The sequence below is a fragment of the Vibrio sp. J383 genome, from assembly GCF_023503985.1.
Taxonomy (GTDB): domain Bacteria; phylum Pseudomonadota; class Gammaproteobacteria; order Enterobacterales; family Vibrionaceae; genus Vibrio; species Vibrio splendidus.
Genome location: NZ_CP097294.1, coordinates 883532 through 904628 on the forward strand (window position 1 = coordinate 883532; position 21097 = coordinate 904628).

The window sequence follows — 21097 nt, forward strand, 5'->3', positions numbered from 1 at the left end:
GAAGTCACTATGAATATATCAAGAATTATCCTTATTGGTTGTGCCGTATTTGCAGTGATCAGTGGCATTGGACTACGTGCCGAACATTCAGAAACAGCAAAAGAAAACGAGCCAGTTAATGTGCTCGATATTTCAGAGCCACATGTCGTCAGCGATGCTGAAAGAAGAGCCAAAACCCTGCTTGCTAAAGCGGTTGTCCATGTACAAAAGGATGGCGATGAGAGTGTCAAAGACTTCATGAGTGATGCCGAATATATAGACGGTGAGCTCTATGTGTTTGCTCTTGGTATTGATGGCCAATTCCTTGCCAGTGGAGGCTCTTCAATGGTGTTGGTGGGCGACAGCGTTTTGGATACTCAAGACGTTTACGGTAATCCCTTTTTCCGTGAAATGATCACTAAGGCTGTGCACAACGGGTTTGGCGAAGTTCAGTACCATTGGACTAATCCGACTGACCGCATGGGCGAGCCTAAAACCACTTTCTTTGAACGTGTGGGTGATGTGATTGTTGCCGTGGGGTATTACCCAGAACGCTCTAGTGCAACAGAAGCTAAGCGATTATTGGCGAGAGCGATGGCCGCGATAGTGGAATCAGAGCAGGACAGTCTCGCCGAGTTCAATGATACCGAAGGCAGCTTTGTTGAGGGAGACTTGTATGTGTTCGTGATGGATATGAGCTCTGGAAAGCTGCTCGCGCACGGTGTATCCCCTGAGCTTGTTGGGCGTTCACACAACGAAATCCTAAGCCCTGACGATAAGCCAATTCTCACTGAGATGTTAAACCTAGCGAAAGAAAATGGGCGAGGCGTTTATACCTATCAATGGTTAAACCCGCTGTCGAGCAAAGTGGAAACCAAGCACACTTACTATCGAGTGATCGACAATAAGCTGGTTGGTGTTGGTTATTACACAAATTCAAACAACACGTAAAAGTGTTTCTACTGAGCCCTCAACCCAGTTAGATAAAGGGCTAGGGGCTCAAAATGGCGGTTTGTGTAAAAAAGCAATTTAGTAAAATTAACACTGTAAAATTTTTGTTGTGAAATTGTTTCTAAAATACAAGTAGTATGAAATACATGGAAGCAACACAGTAAAAAACAATTTTGAAAAGGGTCAATCAGGATTTTTGACCTACATGAAATTCAAAGCCGTAAGAGGGAAAGACTATGAATATGCTGACACTAGACAGAACAGAACTTCACAGAAACCATTCAACATTTATTGCTGAAGCTGTCTTTGCCGTAGAAATGGTGAAAGCAGACAAGCAGCTCGAAAAACAAAAAATGGCGAAACAGTTGCTTGATACTCTATTTCCTCTTGAGGCTGGTTCACACGAAGACGCAGTGAGCTATGAGATTGACTACCGACATGTTCAGGTTTACTTCAAAAATGGCGAACATACTGGCCTAAAACGAGCGAAGCATTTTGTTGCTTTCACCGGCGATAAGTCTAAGCCTTCGGCAATCCTATTTCGTGATGAAAGCGGTACACACGTTGAAGTGACAATCGGTGCTCGTAAAGGCACCGGCTACTTGGAATTGGTTGATATTCAAGATATCCAGTTAGAGACATGCACCACGTTTGGCCAAACTGAGGCGAGCCGTTCTTCTGGCATCCGTCACTGGGTGAGCTTAGTGAAAGGCGATGAAAGCGGTCGACCGAACGCTTCAAGTGAAGATAAAGAGTTCACGGCAAAAAATGGCGAAGACTATAACCTAGGTTTTTGCTTCGCGATCTAATGTGCTGTCCTTGAAATGTGAAGTGCTGCTCTGCTAGACGTAGCACTGACATTTGAATACTGATTTCTATTTTACCTTTGGTAATTTCCCCGCCCCTATAGCGGGGCTTTTTTGTTAGAGCTATAAATAAATTAGGCTGTTGTTGATTTTATCTTTAGAAAGTTTGAATGAGATTTTACAGTGCGTTATTTTAATTTAAAGTGCTGTATTTAAACATTTTTATTTGTTTATTTTATTCTGTTTTTATTGGCTTAACTATCACTATTGACGGTGGTTTGGGTGACTATTGAGCTAAAACTCAGTCAAAATGCTTTGAGCTGTGCTATAATCCGCGCCTTGGGATTGAGCCAATAAGTCCATTTGTCACCAATCATTGTGATTTTTATCGCCTTTTTATTTAGGTGATGCGGCGAGCCAATCAAGTAGTAATTGGATATGGAGAGCGTCCTTATATTCGTTGATTCGGATATGCGAACATCATAATTTATGAGTTTTAAATCAAAAAAATACAGTATTGATTCTACTGACTATCAAGTTGGTCAAGACAATGTCAGTAAATGGGGCATGGATGTCCATAACACAGTCTTCGTAGCCTCAGTAGGCTTATCTCTTCTCTTCATCATCACTCTTCTTGCTCTTCCTCCTGCAGATGCTAAAGCTGCTATTGATTCTATCAAGGGTGCTGTTTTATCAAAGTTTGACTTCCTCTTTATGTGGGGAGCCAACATCATGCTAGCGTTTGCCGTTGTTCTCGCGTTTTCACCGTTGGGTAAAATTCGTCTAGGTGGCGAAGACGCGACGGCGGATTACTCCATGTCATCTTGGATAGCAATGCTATTCGCAGCGGGTATGGGTATAGGACTTATTTTTTGGGGTGTTGCAGAGCCAACCGCGTTCTTCACGAACTGGTTCGGAACGCCACTCGGTGCAGAACCTTTTACAGAAGTAGGCCGTGAACTCGCTCTCGGTGCGACACTGTTCCACTGGGGTTTTCATGCATGGGCTATCTATGGCATGACGGCACTTTGTCTAGCGTATTTTGTTTATAACAAAGGCTTGCCGCTATCTATGCGTTCTGTGTTTTACCCGATTCTGGGTGAACGAGTATGGGGCAAAACCGGTGATGTGATCGATGTACTGACGGTACTGGTTACATTGTTTGGTCTAGCGACTTCATTAGGCTTAGGTGGTACACAAGCAGCAAGTGGTATCAGCCATGTATTTGGCTTGGAAAACAACATCTTCCTTCAGCAATCTATTATCGTTCTGATCATGGGCTTGGCGATCATCTCTGTTCTACGTGGTATGGACGGTGGTGTTAAGTTCCTAAGTAACTTGAACATGGTTATTGCGTTCGTATTCCTTGGTCTTATCGCTATTCTGAACTTCACAACCGTGCTTGATTCTGTGGCAACGGCGGTGACGGGTTATGCGAATAACATCGTAGCGTTGAGCCAAAGCTCTGGTCGTGAAGACACAACATGGCTGCATGGCTGGACTGTGTTCTACTGGGCATGGTGGGTTGCGTATGCACCTTTCTTCGGCATGTTTGTAGCGCGTATTTCTAAAGGCCGTACGGTTCGTGAGTTTTTACTTTGTGTACTGATTATTCCAACATTGGTAACGTCGGCTTGGATGGCTATCTTCGGTGGCGTGGCTATCGAGCAGGTGATTAATCATGTAGGGCAACTTGGCCTTGACCAAGGCATTACAGACGTATCTCTAAGCTTGTTCTACATGCTAGATGCTTACTCGTTCGGTAGCATTCTGTCAGTTCTCGCAGTTGCACTGATCATTGTGTTCTTCGTTACAACACTAGACTCAGGTTCTATTGTTATCGATGGCATGACAGCAGGCGGTAAGCTTGAAGTTCCAGTGAAACAGAAAGTGGTTTGGGCGGTTATCTCAGGTGCTATCGCAATGGTGATGCTGTGGATTGGTGGTACTCAATCTATCCAAGCTCTGCAATCGATCACGATCATTGCTGCACTGCCGTTTACGATCATTCTTCTGATTGGCTGTTTCAGCTTGTTGAAAGGTCTACTGACTGAAGTAGATAAAGGACAAGAGAACGTTAGCGAAACAGCTAAATAAAGTAACTAAGTATGAGGAGTAGATAGTTCGCTAGTTACTCCTTATTAAGTATTATTTCAAAGCTCTCTTGTACTGTGTGCAAGGGAGATTTTTTATGCCCAAGAAGAAATTAAAGGCAAGCAGAAAAGACAAAAAAGAGCCACAAATGAATCGTCACCTGTGGCTCTTTTTAGTTTTAGGGGTTAGCTCTAGGGAACTAGCTATTATCTTACGCGTTTAATTCGTGTTGAATTACGTAATCCAAAGCACCGACTACCGCAGCGACTTGAGCGTCATTACACTCTTCGTCTGTCACTTTGTCGCTGTCTGGGTAAACCTCTGTGGTTGTACCGTACTTACAATCAGTCACACCGCCACATAAGCCAAGCTTCTTCATTGGGTAATTAATCACACCATGTTGGGTAACTTCAGAACCAATGATCTTGCCGTCTGAATCTGCTGGCGCAATGTGGGTTACTTTTTCAACTGAAGCAATTACCGCCGCTTGGAATTCTGGTTGTGGATTTTCAGTATCACCAACCGTGTAGAAACCGTCTGGGATCATACCTTCAATGTACTCAATGCCATCACGGGCTGCGAGTGCTGGTCGGAATTCTGTTTCATCGGAATCCGTCGTCTCGTGCAGGTCGACGTGAACCAATACTTTTGGTAAAGAGGCCACTAACGCACGTAGATTTGCCGATTCCTCTGCCGGTGTACCGTCGTAGAAAGAGCGGTTTGGATCGACAGCATTTGGGTTCCAGCGGTTGATCACTTCGTAACCCCAAGGGCTCACACACGGTGCAACAACAATATTGAAGTGCGTTGAGTATTGTTCTGCTTGGGTTGCAGCGAACTTGATCGCGCCGTGAACACCACTGGTTTCGTAGCCGTGAACACCACCGGTTACAAGAATTGTTGGCTTTGATGCGTCCCAGTTTTTGCTTTTGATTGCCAAAAGCGGGAAGCGATCTTCATCGTAGCTCAGTGCGCCGTATTGCTCGATGTCAAAGCGGTCTGTTAATGCTTGGATTTTTGGCACGACTTCTTGCTGATATTCACGCTTCACCGTTCTTTGAGCGAACCATGCTTCACGTTCTGCTTGTTGCCACTTTTGTCCGGGCTTGCCAATAGGGTAGATGTAAGTACTTTCCATTGTTTTATCTCTGTGGGATACGTTGCGATTAAATGAGAATAATCAGCAGAACAGCATCGTGCAACTCTTATTGAGTGGGCTTATGTTACAAGTGGTTGATATTCTAAATCGTGCTCGTGGAGGTCTTGTTCTCTAGCATCACTTTTGCTTGAGTTAAGTGCAGTTCTGATGGTAGATCTTGTCCATTTTCTGAATGACAGACGGTATTCCGACCATGTTCCTTGGCACAGTATAAGGCCTCATCTGCTCGTTTTATCATGCAAGAGACCAGGTCTTCAGTTCGAAGTTCGGACAACCCAAAGCTTGCTGTCAAACGACCGCTTTGCTGTCGCCAAAACTTTTTCTCCTCGATAATGACTCTTAACTTTTCAGCCACCTTACATGCATCATCGATACGGGTATCTGGCAATACAATCAAAAACTCTTCGCCGCCATAACGAAAAGGGATATCCGCAGCTCTAAGGTTTTTCCTGAGAATTGCACCTATTTTTTGCAATACATTGTCACCAGTCTGATGGCCATGCTGATCGTTGACTTGTTTGAAATGGTCGATGTCAAGAATGATCACAGACAAGGGATGATGATGCCTTATGCTGCGCATCCATTCTCGTCTTAACATTTCATTCATCGCGCGGCGATTATACAACTGGGTTAAGCTGTCTTTCATTGAAGAACTGTAGAGTGATTGCATCAACCTAGCACTTAGCAACCAATTGTAAGTAAAGCCCAGCGTGCTAAGTAGGATTGCGGTCATGATGATGGCAAACTGATGTATATCGCCGGCTTGCAAAAAGTCTTCAATATTGGGTTCTTTGAGGGTGACCCCAATTCTATAAATCATGAAAAAAGAATGAATAATGAACACGCCCCCTAACAGGAATAGTGGCGCTTTAACGTCAGCTATGGTGCCTGACCTGACAACCAATACGCTTGCAAGTGTGCACAGTGTGACATAAAGACTCATCGTTACGACTCGAGAATTAGTGGATGGGTCGATAAAGGTGAAGTAAACCAAGGCGACGATAGCGAAAGGTAGTGCTGAAAAGACGCAAAGGCTGTAAATGGAGGGAGACTGCCTTAGTTGGGTAAGGCTAAGTACTATTAAAGCGAAACCGCCAGCTATTGCTATATTGGCTATTATTTTAGCGAGCCACACCGAAATGTTGGAACCAAAGCTCAATAGGGAGAAGCCTGCCATTAACAGAAAAATAGCGCATAAAAAGCTACGCATTCCCAAAATACGAGCTTGGTTTTGTTGTTTAATTAGAAGACCAATACAGTATGTACCGGATAAGAACACCATAATTAAACACAGAGTCCGAATATCTAAGTCTAAAGTCATATTTTACCGCTGATTTTTAGTATTAACCGCACTTTACAAGTGGTTATACCGTAAGGTTAGGCGCTTATTGCCTAGAATCAAGGAAATTAAGACATAATAAAAAGCCCTTCACTTATGTGAAGGGCTCAATATAAAACTAAGTGTAATGAACAGTAAGCTTTATAGAGTTAGACTATTTAACAGACCAAGCGATAGTCTCGCCGCCACGGATTGGCACAACAATGTCTGACCCGAAAGGCATTGTTTCAGCAACACTCCACTCTTCTTTAACAAGAGTGATGGTGTCTGTGTTGCGTGGCATGCCGTAGAAGTCTGGGCCGTTGTGGCTCGCAAACGCTTCTAGGTTTTCAAGCTTACCTTCTAAGTCGAACACTTCTGCGTACAGTTCAACGGCAGCGTGCGCTGTGTAAGAACCCGCACAACCACATGCTGACTCTTTTGCGCCTTTTGCGTGTGGTGCAGAGTCTGTACCCAAGAAGAACTTCTTGCTGCCGCTTGTTGCCGCCTCGATAAGCGCTAATTGGTGAGTGTTGCGCTTCAGAATAGGAAGGCAGTAGAAGTGTGGCTTAATGCCGCCAACCAACATGTGGTTGCGGTTATAAAGCAAGTGGTGCGCTGTAATGGTTGCTGCTACGTTGTCGTTAGCGTTCTTAACGAAAGTCGCTGCATCTGCAGTCGTGATGTGCTCTAGAACGAGCTTCAGGTTAGGGAAGTCGTTAACAATCGGTGCTAGAACCGTGTCTAGGAACTCTTTTTCACGGTCAAAGATATCAACATCGTGAGCCGTTACTTCACCGTGTACCAGTAGCAACATATCCACTTCTTGCATTGCTTCTAACACGTGGTAAATCTTTTGTGCTGACGTCACGCCTGAATCAGAGTTAGTCGTCGCGCCCGCTGGGTAAAGCTTTGCAGCCACTACTGCACCAGACTCTTTCGCTTTGCGAATTTCTTCAGGTGTTGTGTTGTCTGTCAGGTAAAGTGCCATTAGAGGCTGGAATTGTTCGCTTGGCTTCTCTGCCATGATGCGTTCACGGTAAGCTAAAGCCATTTCGGTATCGGTTACCGGTGGGATGGTGTTTGGCATGATTAACGCTCGACCATTATAGCGGCTGATATCGCGCACTGTATCTTTTAATACTTCGCCATCGCGTAGATGAACGTGCCAGTCGTCAGGACGAGTAATCGTAAGTTGTGTCATTGAAGGCTCCCACCATTTGAAGTGTTATGTAGTTGGAGCCTAAACTCGGCGAAATCTGTGAAAGCAATCGCTTACGTTTAGGCGACAGGATGATAGTGGAAAAGCACTTTCATTTCATCCTATTTTTAACTCTTCAGGGCTAGGAGCTTGTTTTTCTGAGTATTTTATTCGGTATTAATTCTCGGAGATGGTAAGAGACGTGTTAACGAGTCGCCACCCAGAGTCCGTGAATCATTCCTGGCACCCAGAAGAAGAAAGTCAGGATGATGTTAATCAATAGATCTTTACCTGCACCACGAGCGAAGAACACGCCAACAGGCGGAAGTAGTACACACAAGATGATAATGACGAGTTTGTTCATGATAAATCCTTTTTATTCAATGAAAGTTCAATGCAGCAATCGTGTTCAAAGTATAGAACGTATGGAGAGTGTTACTGCATTGCTGCCTTAATGTATCAAAATAGACAGCTAAACATCTCAAGATAATAGCTTAGTATCAAGTGTTTAATGCCTGCCAGTTTATCTATTTATAACCATTTGTTAGCATTGGGACAAATAACAAAACATTGGAATCGTTATGTCGCAGCTACCGTCAGACCAAAAGGCTTCACAGCAAGTGCCTTCTCTATCTCAAATCAATGTATTTCCGGTTAAGTCAGTGGGCGGGATTGCGCTCTCTTCTGCTTGGGTCGAAAAACAAGGTCTTACTTTCGACAGGCGCTTTATGTTGGCGTTGGCTGACGGTTCAATGGTGGCGGCGCGTAAGTACCCTAAAATGGTCAAGGTATCTTCTAGCTTGCAACCAGATGGTTTGATCTTCACTTATGAAGGTAAAGAAGCGCTGCGCCTAAAGTATGCGAGCTTCAAGATGCAAGAAGCACCAGCAACGGTCTGGAAAGACAGCTTCACGGCATACACGACATGTGATGAAGCCGATGATTGGTTCAGTGATGTGTTGGGCGTGCGCGTTGAGTTATTGTTCTCTGGTGAGCAATCGAATCGTGTTCGTGAAAAGCTCGGTCACAATGTGAGCTTTGCCGACGGTTACCCAATGTTAGTGATCAGCCAAGCCTCTCTTGATGAACTCAATCGCCGCAGCCCTGAAACCCATTCAATGGATCAGTTCCGCACCAACTTTGTTGTTTCCAACACAGAACCTTTTGCCGAAGATAGCTGGAAGCGTATCCGAATTGGTGAGGTTGAATTTGAATCCGTTAAGCCTTGTGAACGATGTATCCTAACCACGGTTGATGTTGAGAGTGGCGAACTTAGAGCGACAAAAGAGCCGCTTAACACCTTTTCTTCATTCAGAGCCAACGAGCGCGGTGGCGTTTTCTTTGGCCAAAACCTTGTGGCTAAAAATGAAGGCTTAGTCAAAGCCGGTGATGTTGTTGAAGTATTAGAAACTAAAGAAAAAGAGCACTACCAAGATACATGGGTAGAATCGCTACACTTAACTTGCGTTGAGCGTGAAGAGATCGCTCGAGACTTTACGACGTTCTGGCTAGAGCCAGCGAAAGAGAACCACGCATTACCAAGCTATCAGCCAGGGCAACATCTACCGATTGAAATGGTAATTAATGGCGAAAAAGTGTCTCGTCGTTATACGTTATCTTCGAGCCCATCACGTGCAGGTCGTTTGGCGATTTCAGTGAAGCGAGTGGACGATGGTCAAATCTCAAACTGGATCAATGATCACTTCCAAGTGGGGGATACTCTTGTTGCTCAAAACCCTGATGGTGCTTTCTATCTAGAACAAAATCCAACGCACCCGTTACTGCTTTTGTCTGCAGGAAGCGGTATCACGCCAATGTTGTCGATGCTGCGTTACTTGGCTGACCATGGTCAAATTGATGATGTGGTTTTCTATCATCAATGCAGCAGCGAAGAAGACATCCCTTATCAAGCTGAGATTGATAAGATCGCTAGTGAGCATGCCGGCCTACGTGTGATTTATTCGCTAAGCCAACCAACCAAAGAGTGGGATGGTTTATCTGGCCGTTTGAGCGTGTCTCATGTCGCTAAAATTGAAGAGTTACACAAGCGCCAAGCGTTCGTGTGTGGCCCTGACGGCTTTATGGACAATGCCAAGAAACTGTTGATTCAAATGGGACTTAATCCTCAGCATTACCATCAAGAAGCGTTTGGTGTCGCTCAGTCGACTGAGGAAGCTGTGAAGCAACTTCAGTTGAGTGTCAATGGCTACTTGTTCGAAGGTAATAATCAGTCAACCTTGCTAGAGCAAGCAGAGTCGGCGGGTGTGTCTATTGCATCAAGTTGTCGTGCGGGTTTCTGTGGCGCTTGTAAAGTGACCCTCGAGTCTGGGCAAGTTCATCAACCTGATGTGCCTGCATTGCAAGAGCATGAACGCAATATGGGTCAGATACTGGCGTGTTGCAGTGTGCCTCAAACCGATATCGAAGTTGTGGATTAACGACACGTTCGGTCAAAAGGAAAAGCACTAAATAGAAAAGGCCGGAAGTTCGTGAATGAGCTTCCAGCCTTTTTGATTCTGAGATTAACTCAAAAAATTAATCGTAAATCGTTGGGATAGGCTGACGCTTGTGCTGTGTTGCTTTGTAGATGCCAACTAAACGATCGGATACGTCTTGAGAAACGGCTTTGCCTTCAAGGAAATCATCGATCTGATCGTAAGAAAGATTCAACGCTGCTTCATCGGCTTTTTGTGGATCAAGCTCTTCTAGATCAGCAGTGGGTACTTTCTTAACAAGTTGCTCTGGAGCGCCCAGTGTTGCTGCTAGTTCACGGACTTGACGTTTGTTCAGGCCGAACAGCGGTGCTAAATCACATGCGCCGTCACCATGCTTGGTGTAGAAGCCAGTAATGTTTTCCGCTGAGTGGTCAGTACCAATCACAAGGCCGCCAACGTAACCTGCAATTTCGTATTGTGCGATCATGCGAGCGCGAGCTTTCACATTGCCTTTCACAAAGTCGATTTTTGCTGAATCTGTTGGTAGCAGGCCAGTGCCTTCTAGAGCAACGTGAGATGCAGCGTGAAGCCCATCAACACCCGCTTTAATGTTTACAGAAACAGATTGAGAAGGCTGAATGAAAGACAGCGCAAGTTGCGCTTCGTCTTCATCTTTTTGTTCACCGTAAGGCAGACGAACCGCAATGAATTGGTAGTCGTCGCTACCAGCGCTTTCATTCAGGCTATCAACGGCCATTTGTGCTAAACGGCCACAGGTCGTTGAGTCTACACCGCCACTGATACCAAGGATCAGAGACTTGCAGCCTGACTGCTGAAGTTTAGTTTTGATAAAGTCCACACGGCGAGTCATTTCGAAGTGAGGGTCAATTGAAGGTAGTACGCGCATTTCGTCACGAATTAACTGTTCCATTCGTATTCCTTTCCTGCAAGCAAATTAAAAATCTAGTGTTATCATACCTAAATCATCCGATTTAAAAACCTCTTTGCACAAGCTTAGAAAGAGAAGGCAGTAATTAATAATGGAAAAAATAGCCATTTTCGGTAGTGCGTTTAATCCACCGAGCTTAGGGCACAAAAGTGTGATTGATTCGTTGGCTCACTTTGACAAAATTCTACTTGTTCCAAGTATTGCCCATGCTTGGGGAAAAGAGATGCTAGACTTTGATACGAGATGTCAGTTAGTTAACGCATTTATTAGCGATCTTTCACTGGATCAAGTGGAGCTTTCTTTGATCGAAAAGAGCCTATTTACTCCAGGTGAAAGCGTCACGACTTATGCAGTGCTCAGTGAACTCCAAAAGTTACATCGTGACGCTGAACTGACGTTTGTTATTGGCCCAGATAACTTCTTTAAATTCTCATCTTTCTATAAATCAGATGAGATTACCAAGCAGTGGTCTGTGATGGCTTGCCCTGAAAAAGTAAAGATTCGTAGTACCGATATCCGCCTTGCTTTGCAAAATGGGAGCAATGTGGCGAAATTGAGTACAAAGTCAGTTACAAAGATATTGCAAGATGGTGAACTGTATACAATAATGTAGATTCACTAATTTAAGAGGTCTGATGACTATGCTAAAGCGCGCGATACCAGCGACGATGATCATTGCAGCATGCAGTATGCCTGCTCACGCTGATTGTGATTTCTTTAGCTTAGATTCGATCATGCTGACTTCTGACGATGAAAATAACTGTTTAGATTTATCTACGAGCCTTGAATCCTTCGGTCAACGTATGATGGAGCTCAGTGGATTAAGCGAAGATGAACCTGAATCAACGGCAGACTATTGGTCTGATTGGGTTATTCAGAGCAAAGATGCGCCTCTATTAACTCAAAGCCTTGAATCTAACTACGTTGGATTAGGTATGTGGTTCCCAGAAGATCTCGAAGATGATCAGTATGATATGTCGACAGAAGAGTGGTTGATGAATCATGGCCTTCAATTGAGTATTGGCTTTGGTGATAAAGTAGAAGGGCAACCACGCATGCGATTTGATTACCGTTGGCATGACTCACGAGACGCTGACCTCATGATGCAGGTTGAATTGCCGTTCTAGACCGTTAGGTTATTAATCGATGCTGAGATGCTAAGAATTTAAAAAGCCGCAAAAACTGAGTTTTTGCGGCTTTTTAGTATCTGGTTTGTTGCTTTCATATTAGCTATAACTTATCGCTAAGCTATAAATCTTCACCAAAAACAAGCATGCACAGCTGTTCAAACTCTTCTTCTTTGCCTGAGAACAAATCATCAATCACAAGTGCACGTTTCTGACCCGACTGCATACGTTTCTTTGCCTCGCGCATTACCATCACCAAGGTGTGTTCTTGCGGTAGGTTCGAGTCATCGATGTTCCACTGATTGAATCGCTGAGACAAAGCACTTTCGCAAAGCAGTGGCTTAAATGCCAACACTTCTTGCTTGAGAACAGAAAGCATATCTTTAAACGCTTGCTCCGTATTATTGGCATTTGAAGCGCGAGCTTTGGTTAGCTCCAACTTTTCCAGTAACGCAGAAGAGAGGTTGGTTTGCGTGATGTATCCTGCTTGTCTCGGGAATGAGTCGGTCAAACGAACTGAGAAATCGACACGATTAACCTGGGTGTTTGGAAAGTAGGTCAGTGATGTTAGGCAGTCATATGGAATCCATACACTCTGGCCTGGCTCGACGGCATACTCTTGTTTACCCAGCTTTATCAAAACCAAGCCACTTTGAACCGATACAAGGCTATGTTTAAGTACTTTCTTGCGAGGTGTGATCACCAAGTGTGAAAAGTAAGCCGATGTATATTCAATAGCGAAGTTCATAGATAGTACCTTAATTTTGGGGCGTCAAGATTACCGTTAATTTTAAAGAATGCCAACAATAACAGGGTATTTTCAATCTTTCTGGTCTGACCTTGTCAAAAGTATGGACTCTGTAGCTGCGAGAAGTCAAAACAACGCGTAGAATGAGCCAGATTTTTATTATTTGAATTAAGAAATGACCTCTCCGACCGATCCATATGTTGATATTCGTCCTTACGGCGATGATGAAATTCCAGCGGCACTAAACCGTCTTATTAATGATGAAGAATTTATCAGTGCGATTCTGCACTATCGTTTTTCAAACCATGCGTCTTGGTTTAAAGCATTAATGAGCCCGATCTTGCGCGTTTACTTGAAAATGAAATGGAGCAAGCTGACCAGCGTTGAATCCATTCAGATTGAAGTTAAGAAATACTTGCGAGATACATTAGCGAAAACCACGAATGGTGTGACATACACAGGTGTAGAGTCACTGGACGCTAGTCAAGCTTACCTGTTTATTTCAAATCACCGTGATATTGCTATGGATCCAGCATTAGTTAATTACGCATTGCATCACAACAATCACCAAACTTGCCGAATTGCAATTGGTGACAACTTGTTGAAGAAACCATGTGCGACTGAACTGATGCGCCTTAATAAGAGCTTTATTGTAAAGCGTTCTTTGAAAGGGCCTCGTGAGATGATGAAAGCACTGGGGCAGTTGTCTTCGTACATCAAGCATTCTTTGGAAACGGGCAATTCTATCTGGATCGCTCAAAAGGAAGGCCGTGCAAAAGACGGCAATGATTTTACTGAGCCAGCAATCTTGAAGATGTTCCACGTTGAAGGTCGTAAGCAGAAAATTGCCTTCCCTGAATACGTGAAGTCGTTGAAGATCGTTCCTGTGTCTATTTCTTACGAAAACGATCCATGTGATATCGCGAAAGCGATCGAGCTTTTTGAAAAAGACGTAAACGGCAGTTACGAAAAGGGTGAATTTGAAGATATCGAAAGTATCATTCAAGGTATCATCGGCAATAAAGGACGTGTTCATGTTGGTTTCGGTCAGGTTATCGACCAAGATTTTGATACGCCTGAAGCGCTTGCTCAAGAGATCGACCGCCAGATCCACGACAACTACAAACTGTTTCCAGTAAACTTGCTGGCAGCGGAAAAAGAAGACGAGTCGATCACAGCAGCGGTTAAGCAGGAGTTTGAAGATAAACTATCTGGTTTGCCACAAGGTGCTCGTCAGTACTTGATCGACAGCTATGCGAATCCAGTGAAGAACATTGGTTAACGAGCGTTAGTTAGCTGAGTAGTAACTTGATTGAATTGAAAAAGGAGCCTTGGGCTCCTTTTTTGTTTCTGAATTACTACTTGCTGCTGCGATCGAGCATTAACGTATTAGAGTATTAGAGTATTAGAGTATTAGAGTAATAGAGTAATAGAGTAATAGAGTAATAGAGTAATAGAGTAATAGAGTAATAGAGTAATAGAGTAATAGAGCTTCAGCCCGAATTAACGAGCGACAGCGCCACCGAGCTCTAGGCTGTTTGGCCACGTAGTAATCGTGTTCCCACCGAGGTAGATATTACCTTTGACTGTCATGGTGTCGGGAAATGTTGTAATCCCAGAACCGCCTATATATAAATCGCCATCAATCACTATCCCGTTTGGTAGCTCTGTCAAAGGCGTACGAATCACGCTCAGGTCGCCTTTTACTCTAAAGCCATTGGGTAGCCTCTGGAGGGGAGTATCCGTGAGGTTAATAAATCCGCCCACTCTCACACCTCTTGGCCAACTGGTAATCTGACTACCAATCAAGTCGGCATAGCCTTTTATCTTCACTCCTGAGGGAACCCGCGAGAGTTGGCTGTTACCGCCTTTAAGACTTCCGTTTACGTCCAACCCTTTGGGTAGGCGGGTAATCGCAGTGTTCTCAATATTGAGGTTGCCATCAACGATTAACCCTGTTGGCAGTGATGTGTATGGCTTATTTCGTAAATATAAGTTTCCGTAATTATCCAGATGGTTCAATATTTGATACTGATCGAGTGGTTCAGCAGTCACATTTGTTATGGTTAAAGAACCAATAATAAGTGCAATTATTCGGAGCATAACAAGCTTCTTATTACGATAGACGTTAACACTATAAAGAAAAAATTATTCTCGCATAGTGTTTTACTCATTTGTTGGTAGGTAGAAAGGAATAAGAGACATGAAAGGTAAATTTTCGGTTCGAATAAAGCATCAAATTCTAAAATGCTTTGTGATTCTGACCTCTGCGTTTTGTTCAATATCAGTAAGTGCTAATAAAATAATATCAACGCCTGCAAAAGCGGCAGTGGTTGTCACTCAGAGTACTTCACAGCAACGAGTTTGTTATTACAATGATAAGGCATATAGTCTCGGTGCCGTCATTGAAGTTTCAGGTGTTTTGATTCGATGTGCGGCTGAAAATGATTTTGAGACCAATGGTGCACTAGGGTGGACTGAAATTATAAAAAAAGACGAGTAATAAACTCGTCTTTTAGTGATATGAATATTAGTGCTTAAATTAACGCGCTAGAGAGCGAGTCTTAAGTTCGAAAATAATCTTCTCAGCACTTACTTCAAATTTAAAGCGTGCATGTAATTCCGTGCTCTCTTCTGTCATCTCTGACGCTTCAAACTCGACATTGCTAGACACTTGCTTAGCTAACTCAACGTACTTAGCAAACTCAGCTTCAATAAGGGCTTTAGAGCTACCGTAAACAGTTACCTCAGCAACCTCATCGCCTTCTTTAATGATGAAACCGATCTCACCTGCGCAGCCGCAAGCCTCACATACATCATTGTTACCAACATCTTGGCTCATAAATAATCCTCTTACAAAATCTGAGGTTATTCTAACGAGCAATTTGATCTGTATCTACAAAAATTAAAATCTTTGAACTAATTTATACTGGTATGCTATGTTGTTTGAACAGAGGTGAAATTAATATGAACATTCGCGGCGCAAAATATCTATGTGATCTTGATCATGTTTTGCTGAAGATTAATGTTATTAATTTGTCAGAATATCATTCACTTAGTTGCGTCAGGAATGATTTTATAAGACTATCTATCGCTTGATAGGTATTTATACAATGAATTTTTCGTTGGGTATTTCATATTCTAAGTCGTTATTTAAAATTACTGGCTTAGGATCGTAAGGTGGTTATTCGAAGAATAATTAGACTAAGCGTCCAAAGAGGCGTCACTGTCGAATTGTTCGTACATAGTATTTGTGTGAATGTAGTTATAAATACTTGCGATAAAACACCTTGCTCACATAATGCTGATAACGATTTGCATTCTGACTTCAATTGACTGAGTTAGATGGATTTACAAAGAGAAGAGCCTGAATATGCCAAAGCGTAGTAAAGAAGATACAGAAATCACTATCCAGAAAATCATGGATGCCGTTGTAGACCAGCTATTAAGATTGGGTTACGACAAGATGTCATACACGACGTTGAGTCAGCAAACGGGCGTTTCTCGTACAGGTATAAGCCACCACTTTCCAAAGAAAACAGACTTTACAGCAGCGCTAGACGGTCGAATCTTCAAGATGTTCATGGAACACATTGACTTCGAAAATGGTCTTGATGCATTCTCTGCTAGCTGGGTTACAGCACTTGAAGACGCTGAATTCCTAGCAATCTTACGTTTACTTTTCCATCATATCGTTACTGCTGAAAGCGCACATGAGTTTGCAGCAAACGGTATTGATCGTCTTTACAAGCTAACTGAAACTCAATTTGGTGATACTAGCGGTAAAGAACTAGAGTGGTTGATTGGTAAATCATTGATTCGTATGAGCCAATAATCAACACACAATGAAAGAAGCTCCTAAGGGAGCTTTTTTTGTGCCTGTCATTTCACTTCTCCTATCACTTCTTTTCGTTTTTCTGCCGTACGTTTACCGTTTTACCAATTTTTGCATTTGTGTTGAATGGCGTTATTTCTTTTCTTTTTATATGCTTACGTTCACGCCTTATACTTTCACTCCATTGCGAAAAGCTAAGTAACACCAATTGATAATGTTGATTTCTAGAGCCTCAAACGTTCAGAGTGAGACGTTTTAGGGGTTATTGCTGTGGTAACTAACAAAATTGAGTTTAAGGCGAGAGAGGGGCTATGAGCCAATAAAAAGCCTCGAACAAATCGAGGCTTAGAATGACGTCATTGTTATTAGGAACGAATACTCAAAATGAGAAGCTCCTAAATCGAACTTATTGGGCAGGGTGAACTTGAGGGAAGTTCATGGTTGGGTGCTTTTCTACAATACTTTTGTAGCCGTACACATCTTCAATCATCGAAGGTTTAAGCGCATCCCAAGGGTTGCCATCACACACCAAATTACCATCTTTCAATACCACTAATCGATCGGAATACTGCGCGGCTAAGTTGAGATCATGCAAAACTACGATAACCGCGGCATTGTGGTTGTCGGCTAACTCTCTCGCGATCTTTAAGGTGTTGTGCTGGTGGGCAAGATCCAGTGCTGATGTGGGTTCATCGAGCATCAAGATACATTGGTCACCAGAATAGTGAAGCTGGGTTAGCACTCGAGCCAAGTGAACACGCTGTTTTTCACCGCCAGATAGCGAAGGGTAGAGCCTTTCACTCAGGTGAGTCACATCGGCAATATCCATTTTTTGGCTAGCGATGCTGGTGAGATTCTTGTTGGACTCTTGCAGAGGAATACCACCAAGCTCGACAACTTCATGCGCCAAAAATGGGAAGGTTAACGTACTATGCTGAGGAAGCATAGCCAAGTGCTTTGCCAACTTTTGAGAAGGCCACTTGTCTTTGGTGTGTCCAAAATATTGAATATCACCGGTGCTCGAAATCTCTTGGCATAACGCTTTAAGCAGCGTGCTTTTCCCTGCGCCATTAGGCCCAAGCAGTGTCGTTACCTTTCCTGCTTCAATCTCAATAGAAACACCATCTAATATCACTTTACTACCGAACTTCACTTCGATGTCGGTCGCTTTTAACGCTGAAGGAAACATTAAAGGATTCTCCCTTTCTGTTGAAATAGAAGGTACAAGAAGAATGGAGCACCGATAATCGCAGTGACAATTCCCACTGGTAGTTCTGCTGGTGCAAGTACCACGCGTGAGAACATGTCTGCAGCGGTTAATAGTAATGCACCTAGTACTGCTGAAAGGGGTAACAGAATTCGGTGATCTGGGCCTGCTAACATGCGACCTAAATGAGGGATAACAAGGCCGATGAAGCCAATCATGCCAGATAGGCTAACCGTAACGCCAACGCCTGCGGCCGTCAGTAGAATCAATCTTCGCTTAAGCTTCTGTACTGGGATACCAAGATGCTGCGCTTCTGATTCCCCAAGTAGCAGCGCGTTCAGTGACATAGCTTGACGATAGAAAATAACAAACAATCCAACGAGCGTGACAGCAGCAAGCAAAATGCCAGACCACTTAGCACCCGCTAATGAACCCATTGACCACAATGAAAGATCACGCAGCATTTGGTCATCAGCAATGAAGTTCAAGAAGCCAATACCTGCGCCTGATAGTGCACTGATCGCGACACCCGCTAACAACATGATGGTGACTGAAGTGCCGAATTTGCCTGTACCCAGCTTATAAACGAGCAGCGTGGTTAAGGCTCCGCCTAGAAAGGCAAATATAGGCACAGCTGCAAAGTTCATGAAAGCGGGGTATTGCAGTGAAAGCTCAGAGAAAAGCACGATGGCTAATGCTGCACCCAATGAGGCTCCGGCAGACACGCCGATGATTCCTGGCTCGGCAAGTGGGTTTCTAAATAAGCCCTGCATGACCGCGCCACACAAAGCGAGAATTGCGCCGACTAGCATGCACAATATCGTTCTGGGTAAGCGAATTTCTTGAATCACCAAATTGATGTGAGGTGCTAAGTCATTATTTGGTTGGAGCAGGCTGGCTGCGCTGTCAGCCAAGCTAATGTTCATTGGCCCAACAGTGATCGAGTAGAGCGCGACGAAGACTAAGGTAGCTCCTAGGCCTAACATCGATGTTTTCAGTGGGACGGATCGTAGCAACATAAAGGGCCTCAATGTCTATCACTAGCTTCAATACTTATCACCGATTTCGCAAAAAACGAGACGGTGATGAGTATTAAGCAAGTAACAGTAGAAATAGGGTAGTCGAGTTATAGCGGGTAGATAAGTTATAACGGATAGATAAGTGCGTTTAACCGCTTCGCTTCAGAAAGGCTTTCAAGGCCAAGCCCTCCAACTAAAGCGCTGCCCCTCACAGTAATAATTTGCTTGTTCATGCCTGCTGGCGTCGCCGCTAGCATAGGTAACGATTTAAGAATGGCATCAGCACCGCCCATTTTTTGGTAGCTACGGCCGCTCACTAAGATGACATCAGGCTGCATTTCTACCAGTGATTCCATCGACAGTGGTTTGTATGACGTCAGGCTTTGAGCTGCAGGGTTAACACCGCCAGCCAATTCAATGATCGCGTTGGGTGAAGTCTCACCACCGGCAACGTTTGCAGGACGGCCTTCATGCAGCAATAGGAACAACACTTTCTTTGCTTCGTTGTTGGGTACTTGGTTTGCTTTTAGTGCCGCAATCTTCTTATTTACTTCTGCTTTAACTTGTTCGGAGTGAGCTTCGGTATGGGTAATCTTTGCGATTTGGTCGATACGCTTTAGTAGCCCCTCAACGTTCGCTTCGGTGTTTACGATCTCGACATCGATACCCACAGACTTCAATTGAGAAATGGCGTTGTCTGGCCCCATCTCATCTGAGCCGATGAGTGTCGTTGGTTCTAAGGCAATCAAGCCTTCAGCAGACAAGTTTCTGTGGTAACCAATCTTCGGCAGATTCTCTGATTGAGGGAAGTGACTGGTCACATCAATTGCCACTAGCTGCTCTTCAGCACCCAGAGCTAAAACCAATTCGGTAACAGCGCTACCCGCACTTATGATTCGAGGTTGTTCTACGTCGTTGGCCATTGCCGTTGGCGCAGTCAGTACCAAGCTCATTGCTGCTACTGAAAGGAGATGTCTCTTGGTCTTTAATTTATTGAGCACGTTTAAATTGTTCATAATCATTTCTTTATATTATCTATTTGTTTCGCGAAGATTCTCAGTGAGCAGTCCGTTCGCATGTTGAGTTCGATTCGATAGAGGTCTAGCTCTGGCTATTTATTCTTAGTAACTAGAGCTTAACCTCATGAAAATAGAGAGTTGTTCTAGCCATCTTCGGTGAGCAATTGGGTTGCGGGTATTCCATTCTCTTGAAGGAATGACAGCAACTTCACTAGGTTCTCAACGTTGGCAGCTTTATCCGCGCCAATGATGATCGGCTTTTTATCCGCTGAACCTGTTTCTTCGAGTAAGGCAATTTTGAAGTTTTCCCAGTCGATGTACTCTCTGCCGTTAATCGCCCAGTAAGGTTCGCGATCTAAGATATTGACGCTTATCGAATCTTTATGAACTTCAGAAACGTTCTTAATATCAGAGCTTGGTAGTTCAACTTCTAATGACTCCAACTTCACCGATGCTGTCAGAAGCAGGAAAACCATCACGATAAAAATGATGTCGAGCAGCGGTGTTAAATCTGGCGCTAAACTTTGTGTTTGAGATGAGTGGGGCGTTTTAATCATGCTTGGCTCACATCACCGACTTTGTTTACTGATGAGCCTTTAGTCTCGTCAGAGTGATTGGTTTGAATCGACATGCCCTCTAGCCACACATTCACATAGTTCAGAGTATGTTCTAACTGAGCCAGTACTCGGTCGGCCCATAGCCCAAGCAGTTGAGCGCCAGAGATCGCAGGAAGCGCAATCATCAAGCCTGCCGCTGTGGTTCTCATTGCTAAGCCAAGGCCGTCAGCTAGATCGTTCGGTGTAATACTGCCGGTTGTAGCAGCAACCCCTTTGAACATCTCAATAAGCCCAAGAACGGTACCAAGTAGGCCAATTAGTGGGCTAATTACGCCGATTAAACCAAGCAGTCTCAACCCGGCATGCAGCTGGTGGCGTTTTTCTTGTAGCCAGATGCCTGCTGCATCTTCACGTAGTCCTTTTGAGAAAGAGTGGTGAGCAAGCAACATCGACACGCCCTTGTACAGTAGCGGTCGTTTACCTGAAATCGAATGAGCGAGTGCTTCAATCTCTTTACTGTTGGTCGGTGAGATCTGATTGAGCTCACGACGAATGGCGCGTTTGCCAACACCAATGCTTAACATCACTTGGAAGACACGTTCAGCGATGATCATTGCGGTTAATGCTGAACAGATAAGAAGAGGCCAAGTCATTAAGCCAAGTTGATCTTGTAAGTAACTGATTTGTTGCATG

At 43.9% G+C, this 21097-nt stretch carries 22 protein-coding genes; 9 read left to right on the plus strand and 13 right to left on the minus strand.

What is annotated here, in order from left to right:
• The first annotated feature begins 9 nt into the window (after nt 1-9).
• The 3 genes from M4S28_RS20360 to M4S28_RS20370 all read left to right on the plus strand — a co-directional run bounded on the left by M4S28_RS20360 (nt 10) and on the right by M4S28_RS20370 (nt 3833).
• Complete coding sequence (locus M4S28_RS20360; protein ID WP_054545772.1) at nt 10-930, plus strand: cache domain-containing protein; 921 nt, start codon at nt 10-12, stop codon at nt 928-930.
• Nucleotides 931-1166: 236 nt separating this feature from the next.
• Nucleotides 1167-1739 carry an aldolase/citrate lyase/malate synthase family protein gene (locus M4S28_RS20365; protein WP_004731899.1) on the plus strand — a complete coding sequence of 191 codons (573 nt, stop codon included), beginning with the start codon at nt 1167-1169 and terminating at the stop codon, nt 1737-1739.
• A 486-nt stretch (nt 1740-2225) separates the two neighbouring features.
• Nucleotides 2226-3833 carry a BCCT family transporter gene (locus M4S28_RS20370; RefSeq protein WP_249633668.1) on the plus strand — a complete coding sequence of 536 codons (1608 nt, stop codon included), beginning with the start codon at nt 2226-2228 and terminating at the stop codon, nt 3831-3833.
• A gap of 208 nt (nt 3834-4041) precedes the next feature.
• On the opposite strand, the gene M4S28_RS20375 is transcribed toward M4S28_RS20370, so the two are convergent.
• From M4S28_RS20375 to M4S28_RS20390, 4 genes are all read right to left on the minus strand, one after another.
• The gene (locus M4S28_RS20375) at nt 4042-4968 is read right to left on the minus strand and encodes a M14 family metallopeptidase (RefSeq protein ID WP_249633669.1); all 927 of its coding nucleotides are present in this window, start codon (nt 4966-4968) and stop codon (nt 4042-4044) included.
• A gap of 103 nt (nt 4969-5071) precedes the next feature.
• Nucleotides 5072-6310, minus strand: coding sequence for a GGDEF domain-containing protein (locus M4S28_RS20380; protein WP_249633670.1), 1239 nt, complete (start codon nt 6308-6310; stop codon nt 5072-5074).
• A 172-nt stretch (nt 6311-6482) separates the two neighbouring features.
• The gene (gene pyrC, locus M4S28_RS20385; protein ID WP_249633671.1) at nt 6483-7511 is read right to left on the minus strand and encodes a dihydroorotase; all 1029 of its coding nucleotides are present in this window, start codon (nt 7509-7511) and stop codon (nt 6483-6485) included.
• Between the two features lie 202 nt (nt 7512-7713).
• The gene (locus M4S28_RS20390; RefSeq protein ID WP_004731890.1) at nt 7714-7872 is read right to left on the minus strand and encodes a YqaE/Pmp3 family membrane protein; all 159 of its coding nucleotides are present in this window, start codon (nt 7870-7872) and stop codon (nt 7714-7716) included.
• Nucleotides 7873-8089: 217 nt separating this feature from the next.
• On the opposite strand from M4S28_RS20390, the gene M4S28_RS20395 reads away from it, so the two are divergent.
• Nucleotides 8090-9946 carry a hybrid-cluster NAD(P)-dependent oxidoreductase gene (locus M4S28_RS20395; RefSeq protein WP_249633672.1) on the plus strand — a complete coding sequence of 619 codons (1857 nt, stop codon included), beginning with the start codon at nt 8090-8092 and terminating at the stop codon, nt 9944-9946.
• Between the two features lie 97 nt (nt 9947-10043).
• On the opposite strand, the gene nadE is transcribed toward M4S28_RS20395, so the two are convergent.
• Nucleotides 10044-10874 (minus strand): NAD(+) synthase, encoded by an 831-nt coding sequence (gene nadE, locus M4S28_RS20400; RefSeq protein ID WP_249633673.1) that lies wholly within the window; start codon nt 10872-10874, stop codon nt 10044-10046.
• Nucleotides 10875-10983: 109 nt separating this feature from the next.
• Here nadE and M4S28_RS20405 point away from each other — a divergent pair, with 109 nt between their 5' ends.
• Both M4S28_RS20405 and M4S28_RS20410 read left to right on the plus strand, forming a co-directional pair.
• A complete protein-coding gene (locus M4S28_RS20405; protein ID WP_017081421.1) occupies nt 10984-11505 on the plus strand; it encodes a nicotinate-nicotinamide nucleotide adenylyltransferase in 522 nt (173 codons plus the stop codon).
• A 22-nt stretch (nt 11506-11527) separates the two neighbouring features.
• Nucleotides 11528-12019, plus strand: coding sequence for a hypothetical protein (locus tag M4S28_RS20410; RefSeq protein WP_004731883.1), 492 nt, complete (start codon nt 11528-11530; stop codon nt 12017-12019).
• Between the two features lie 121 nt (nt 12020-12140).
• Here M4S28_RS20410 and M4S28_RS20415 read toward each other — a convergent pair whose 3' ends face one another.
• A complete protein-coding gene (locus M4S28_RS20415; protein ID WP_017077381.1) occupies nt 12141-12767 on the minus strand; it encodes a hypothetical protein in 627 nt (208 codons plus the stop codon).
• A gap of 175 nt (nt 12768-12942) precedes the next feature.
• On the opposite strand from M4S28_RS20415, the gene M4S28_RS20420 reads away from it, so the two are divergent.
• Entirely contained in the window at nt 12943-14049 is a 1107-nt protein-coding gene (locus M4S28_RS20420) for a 1-acyl-sn-glycerol-3-phosphate acyltransferase (RefSeq protein ID WP_029222283.1), read from the plus strand.
• 221 nt (nt 14050-14270) lie between these two features.
• Here M4S28_RS20420 and M4S28_RS20425 read toward each other — a convergent pair whose 3' ends face one another.
• Nucleotides 14271-14870 (minus strand): hypothetical protein, encoded by a 600-nt coding sequence (locus M4S28_RS20425; RefSeq protein ID WP_249633674.1) that lies wholly within the window; start codon nt 14868-14870, stop codon nt 14271-14273.
• Nucleotides 14871-14970: 100 nt separating this feature from the next.
• Between M4S28_RS20425 and M4S28_RS20430 the strand changes: the two genes are divergently transcribed.
• Nucleotides 14971-15270 carry a YnjH family protein gene (locus tag M4S28_RS20430; RefSeq protein ID WP_249633675.1) on the plus strand — a complete coding sequence of 100 codons (300 nt, stop codon included), beginning with the start codon at nt 14971-14973 and terminating at the stop codon, nt 15268-15270.
• Nucleotides 15271-15309: 39 nt separating this feature from the next.
• Here the strand turns inward: M4S28_RS20430 and M4S28_RS20435 are convergent, their stop codons facing one another.
• Nucleotides 15310-15609, minus strand: coding sequence for a YfcZ/YiiS family protein (locus M4S28_RS20435; protein ID WP_029225758.1), 300 nt, complete (start codon nt 15607-15609; stop codon nt 15310-15312).
• A 531-nt stretch (nt 15610-16140) separates the two neighbouring features.
• On the opposite strand from M4S28_RS20435, the gene M4S28_RS20440 reads away from it, so the two are divergent.
• Nucleotides 16141-16602 (plus strand): TetR/AcrR family transcriptional regulator, encoded by a 462-nt coding sequence (locus tag M4S28_RS20440; protein WP_017105619.1) that lies wholly within the window; start codon nt 16141-16143, stop codon nt 16600-16602.
• Between the two features lie 406 nt (nt 16603-17008).
• Here M4S28_RS20440 and M4S28_RS20445 read toward each other — a convergent pair whose 3' ends face one another.
• The 5 genes from M4S28_RS20445 to M4S28_RS20465 form a co-directional block, all read right to left on the minus strand.
• On the minus strand, nt 17009-17791 hold the full coding sequence (locus tag M4S28_RS20445) for a heme ABC transporter ATP-binding protein (RefSeq protein WP_249633676.1): 783 nt from the start codon (nt 17789-17791) through the stop codon (nt 17009-17011).
• Nucleotides 17791-18828, minus strand: coding sequence for a FecCD family ABC transporter permease (locus M4S28_RS20450; protein WP_249633677.1), 1038 nt, complete (start codon nt 18826-18828; stop codon nt 17791-17793). Before M4S28_RS20450 ends, M4S28_RS20445 begins: the two co-directional genes overlap by 1 nt.
• 125 nt (nt 18829-18953) lie before the next feature.
• On the minus strand, nt 18954-19844 hold the full coding sequence (locus tag M4S28_RS20455; RefSeq protein ID WP_249633678.1) for a heme/hemin ABC transporter substrate-binding protein: 891 nt from the start codon (nt 19842-19844) through the stop codon (nt 18954-18956).
• Nucleotides 19845-19990: 146 nt separating this feature from the next.
• On the minus strand, nt 19991-20404 hold the full coding sequence (locus M4S28_RS20460; protein ID WP_065104527.1) for an ExbD/TolR family protein: 414 nt from the start codon (nt 20402-20404) through the stop codon (nt 19991-19993).
• Nucleotides 20401-21096: a MotA/TolQ/ExbB proton channel family protein gene (locus M4S28_RS20465; RefSeq protein ID WP_076666931.1), complete on the minus strand. Its 696-nt coding sequence runs from the start codon at nt 21094-21096 to the stop codon at nt 20401-20403. The genes M4S28_RS20460 and M4S28_RS20465 overlap by 4 nt, the downstream gene beginning before the upstream one ends.
• Nucleotide 21097 lies beyond the last annotated feature (1 nt).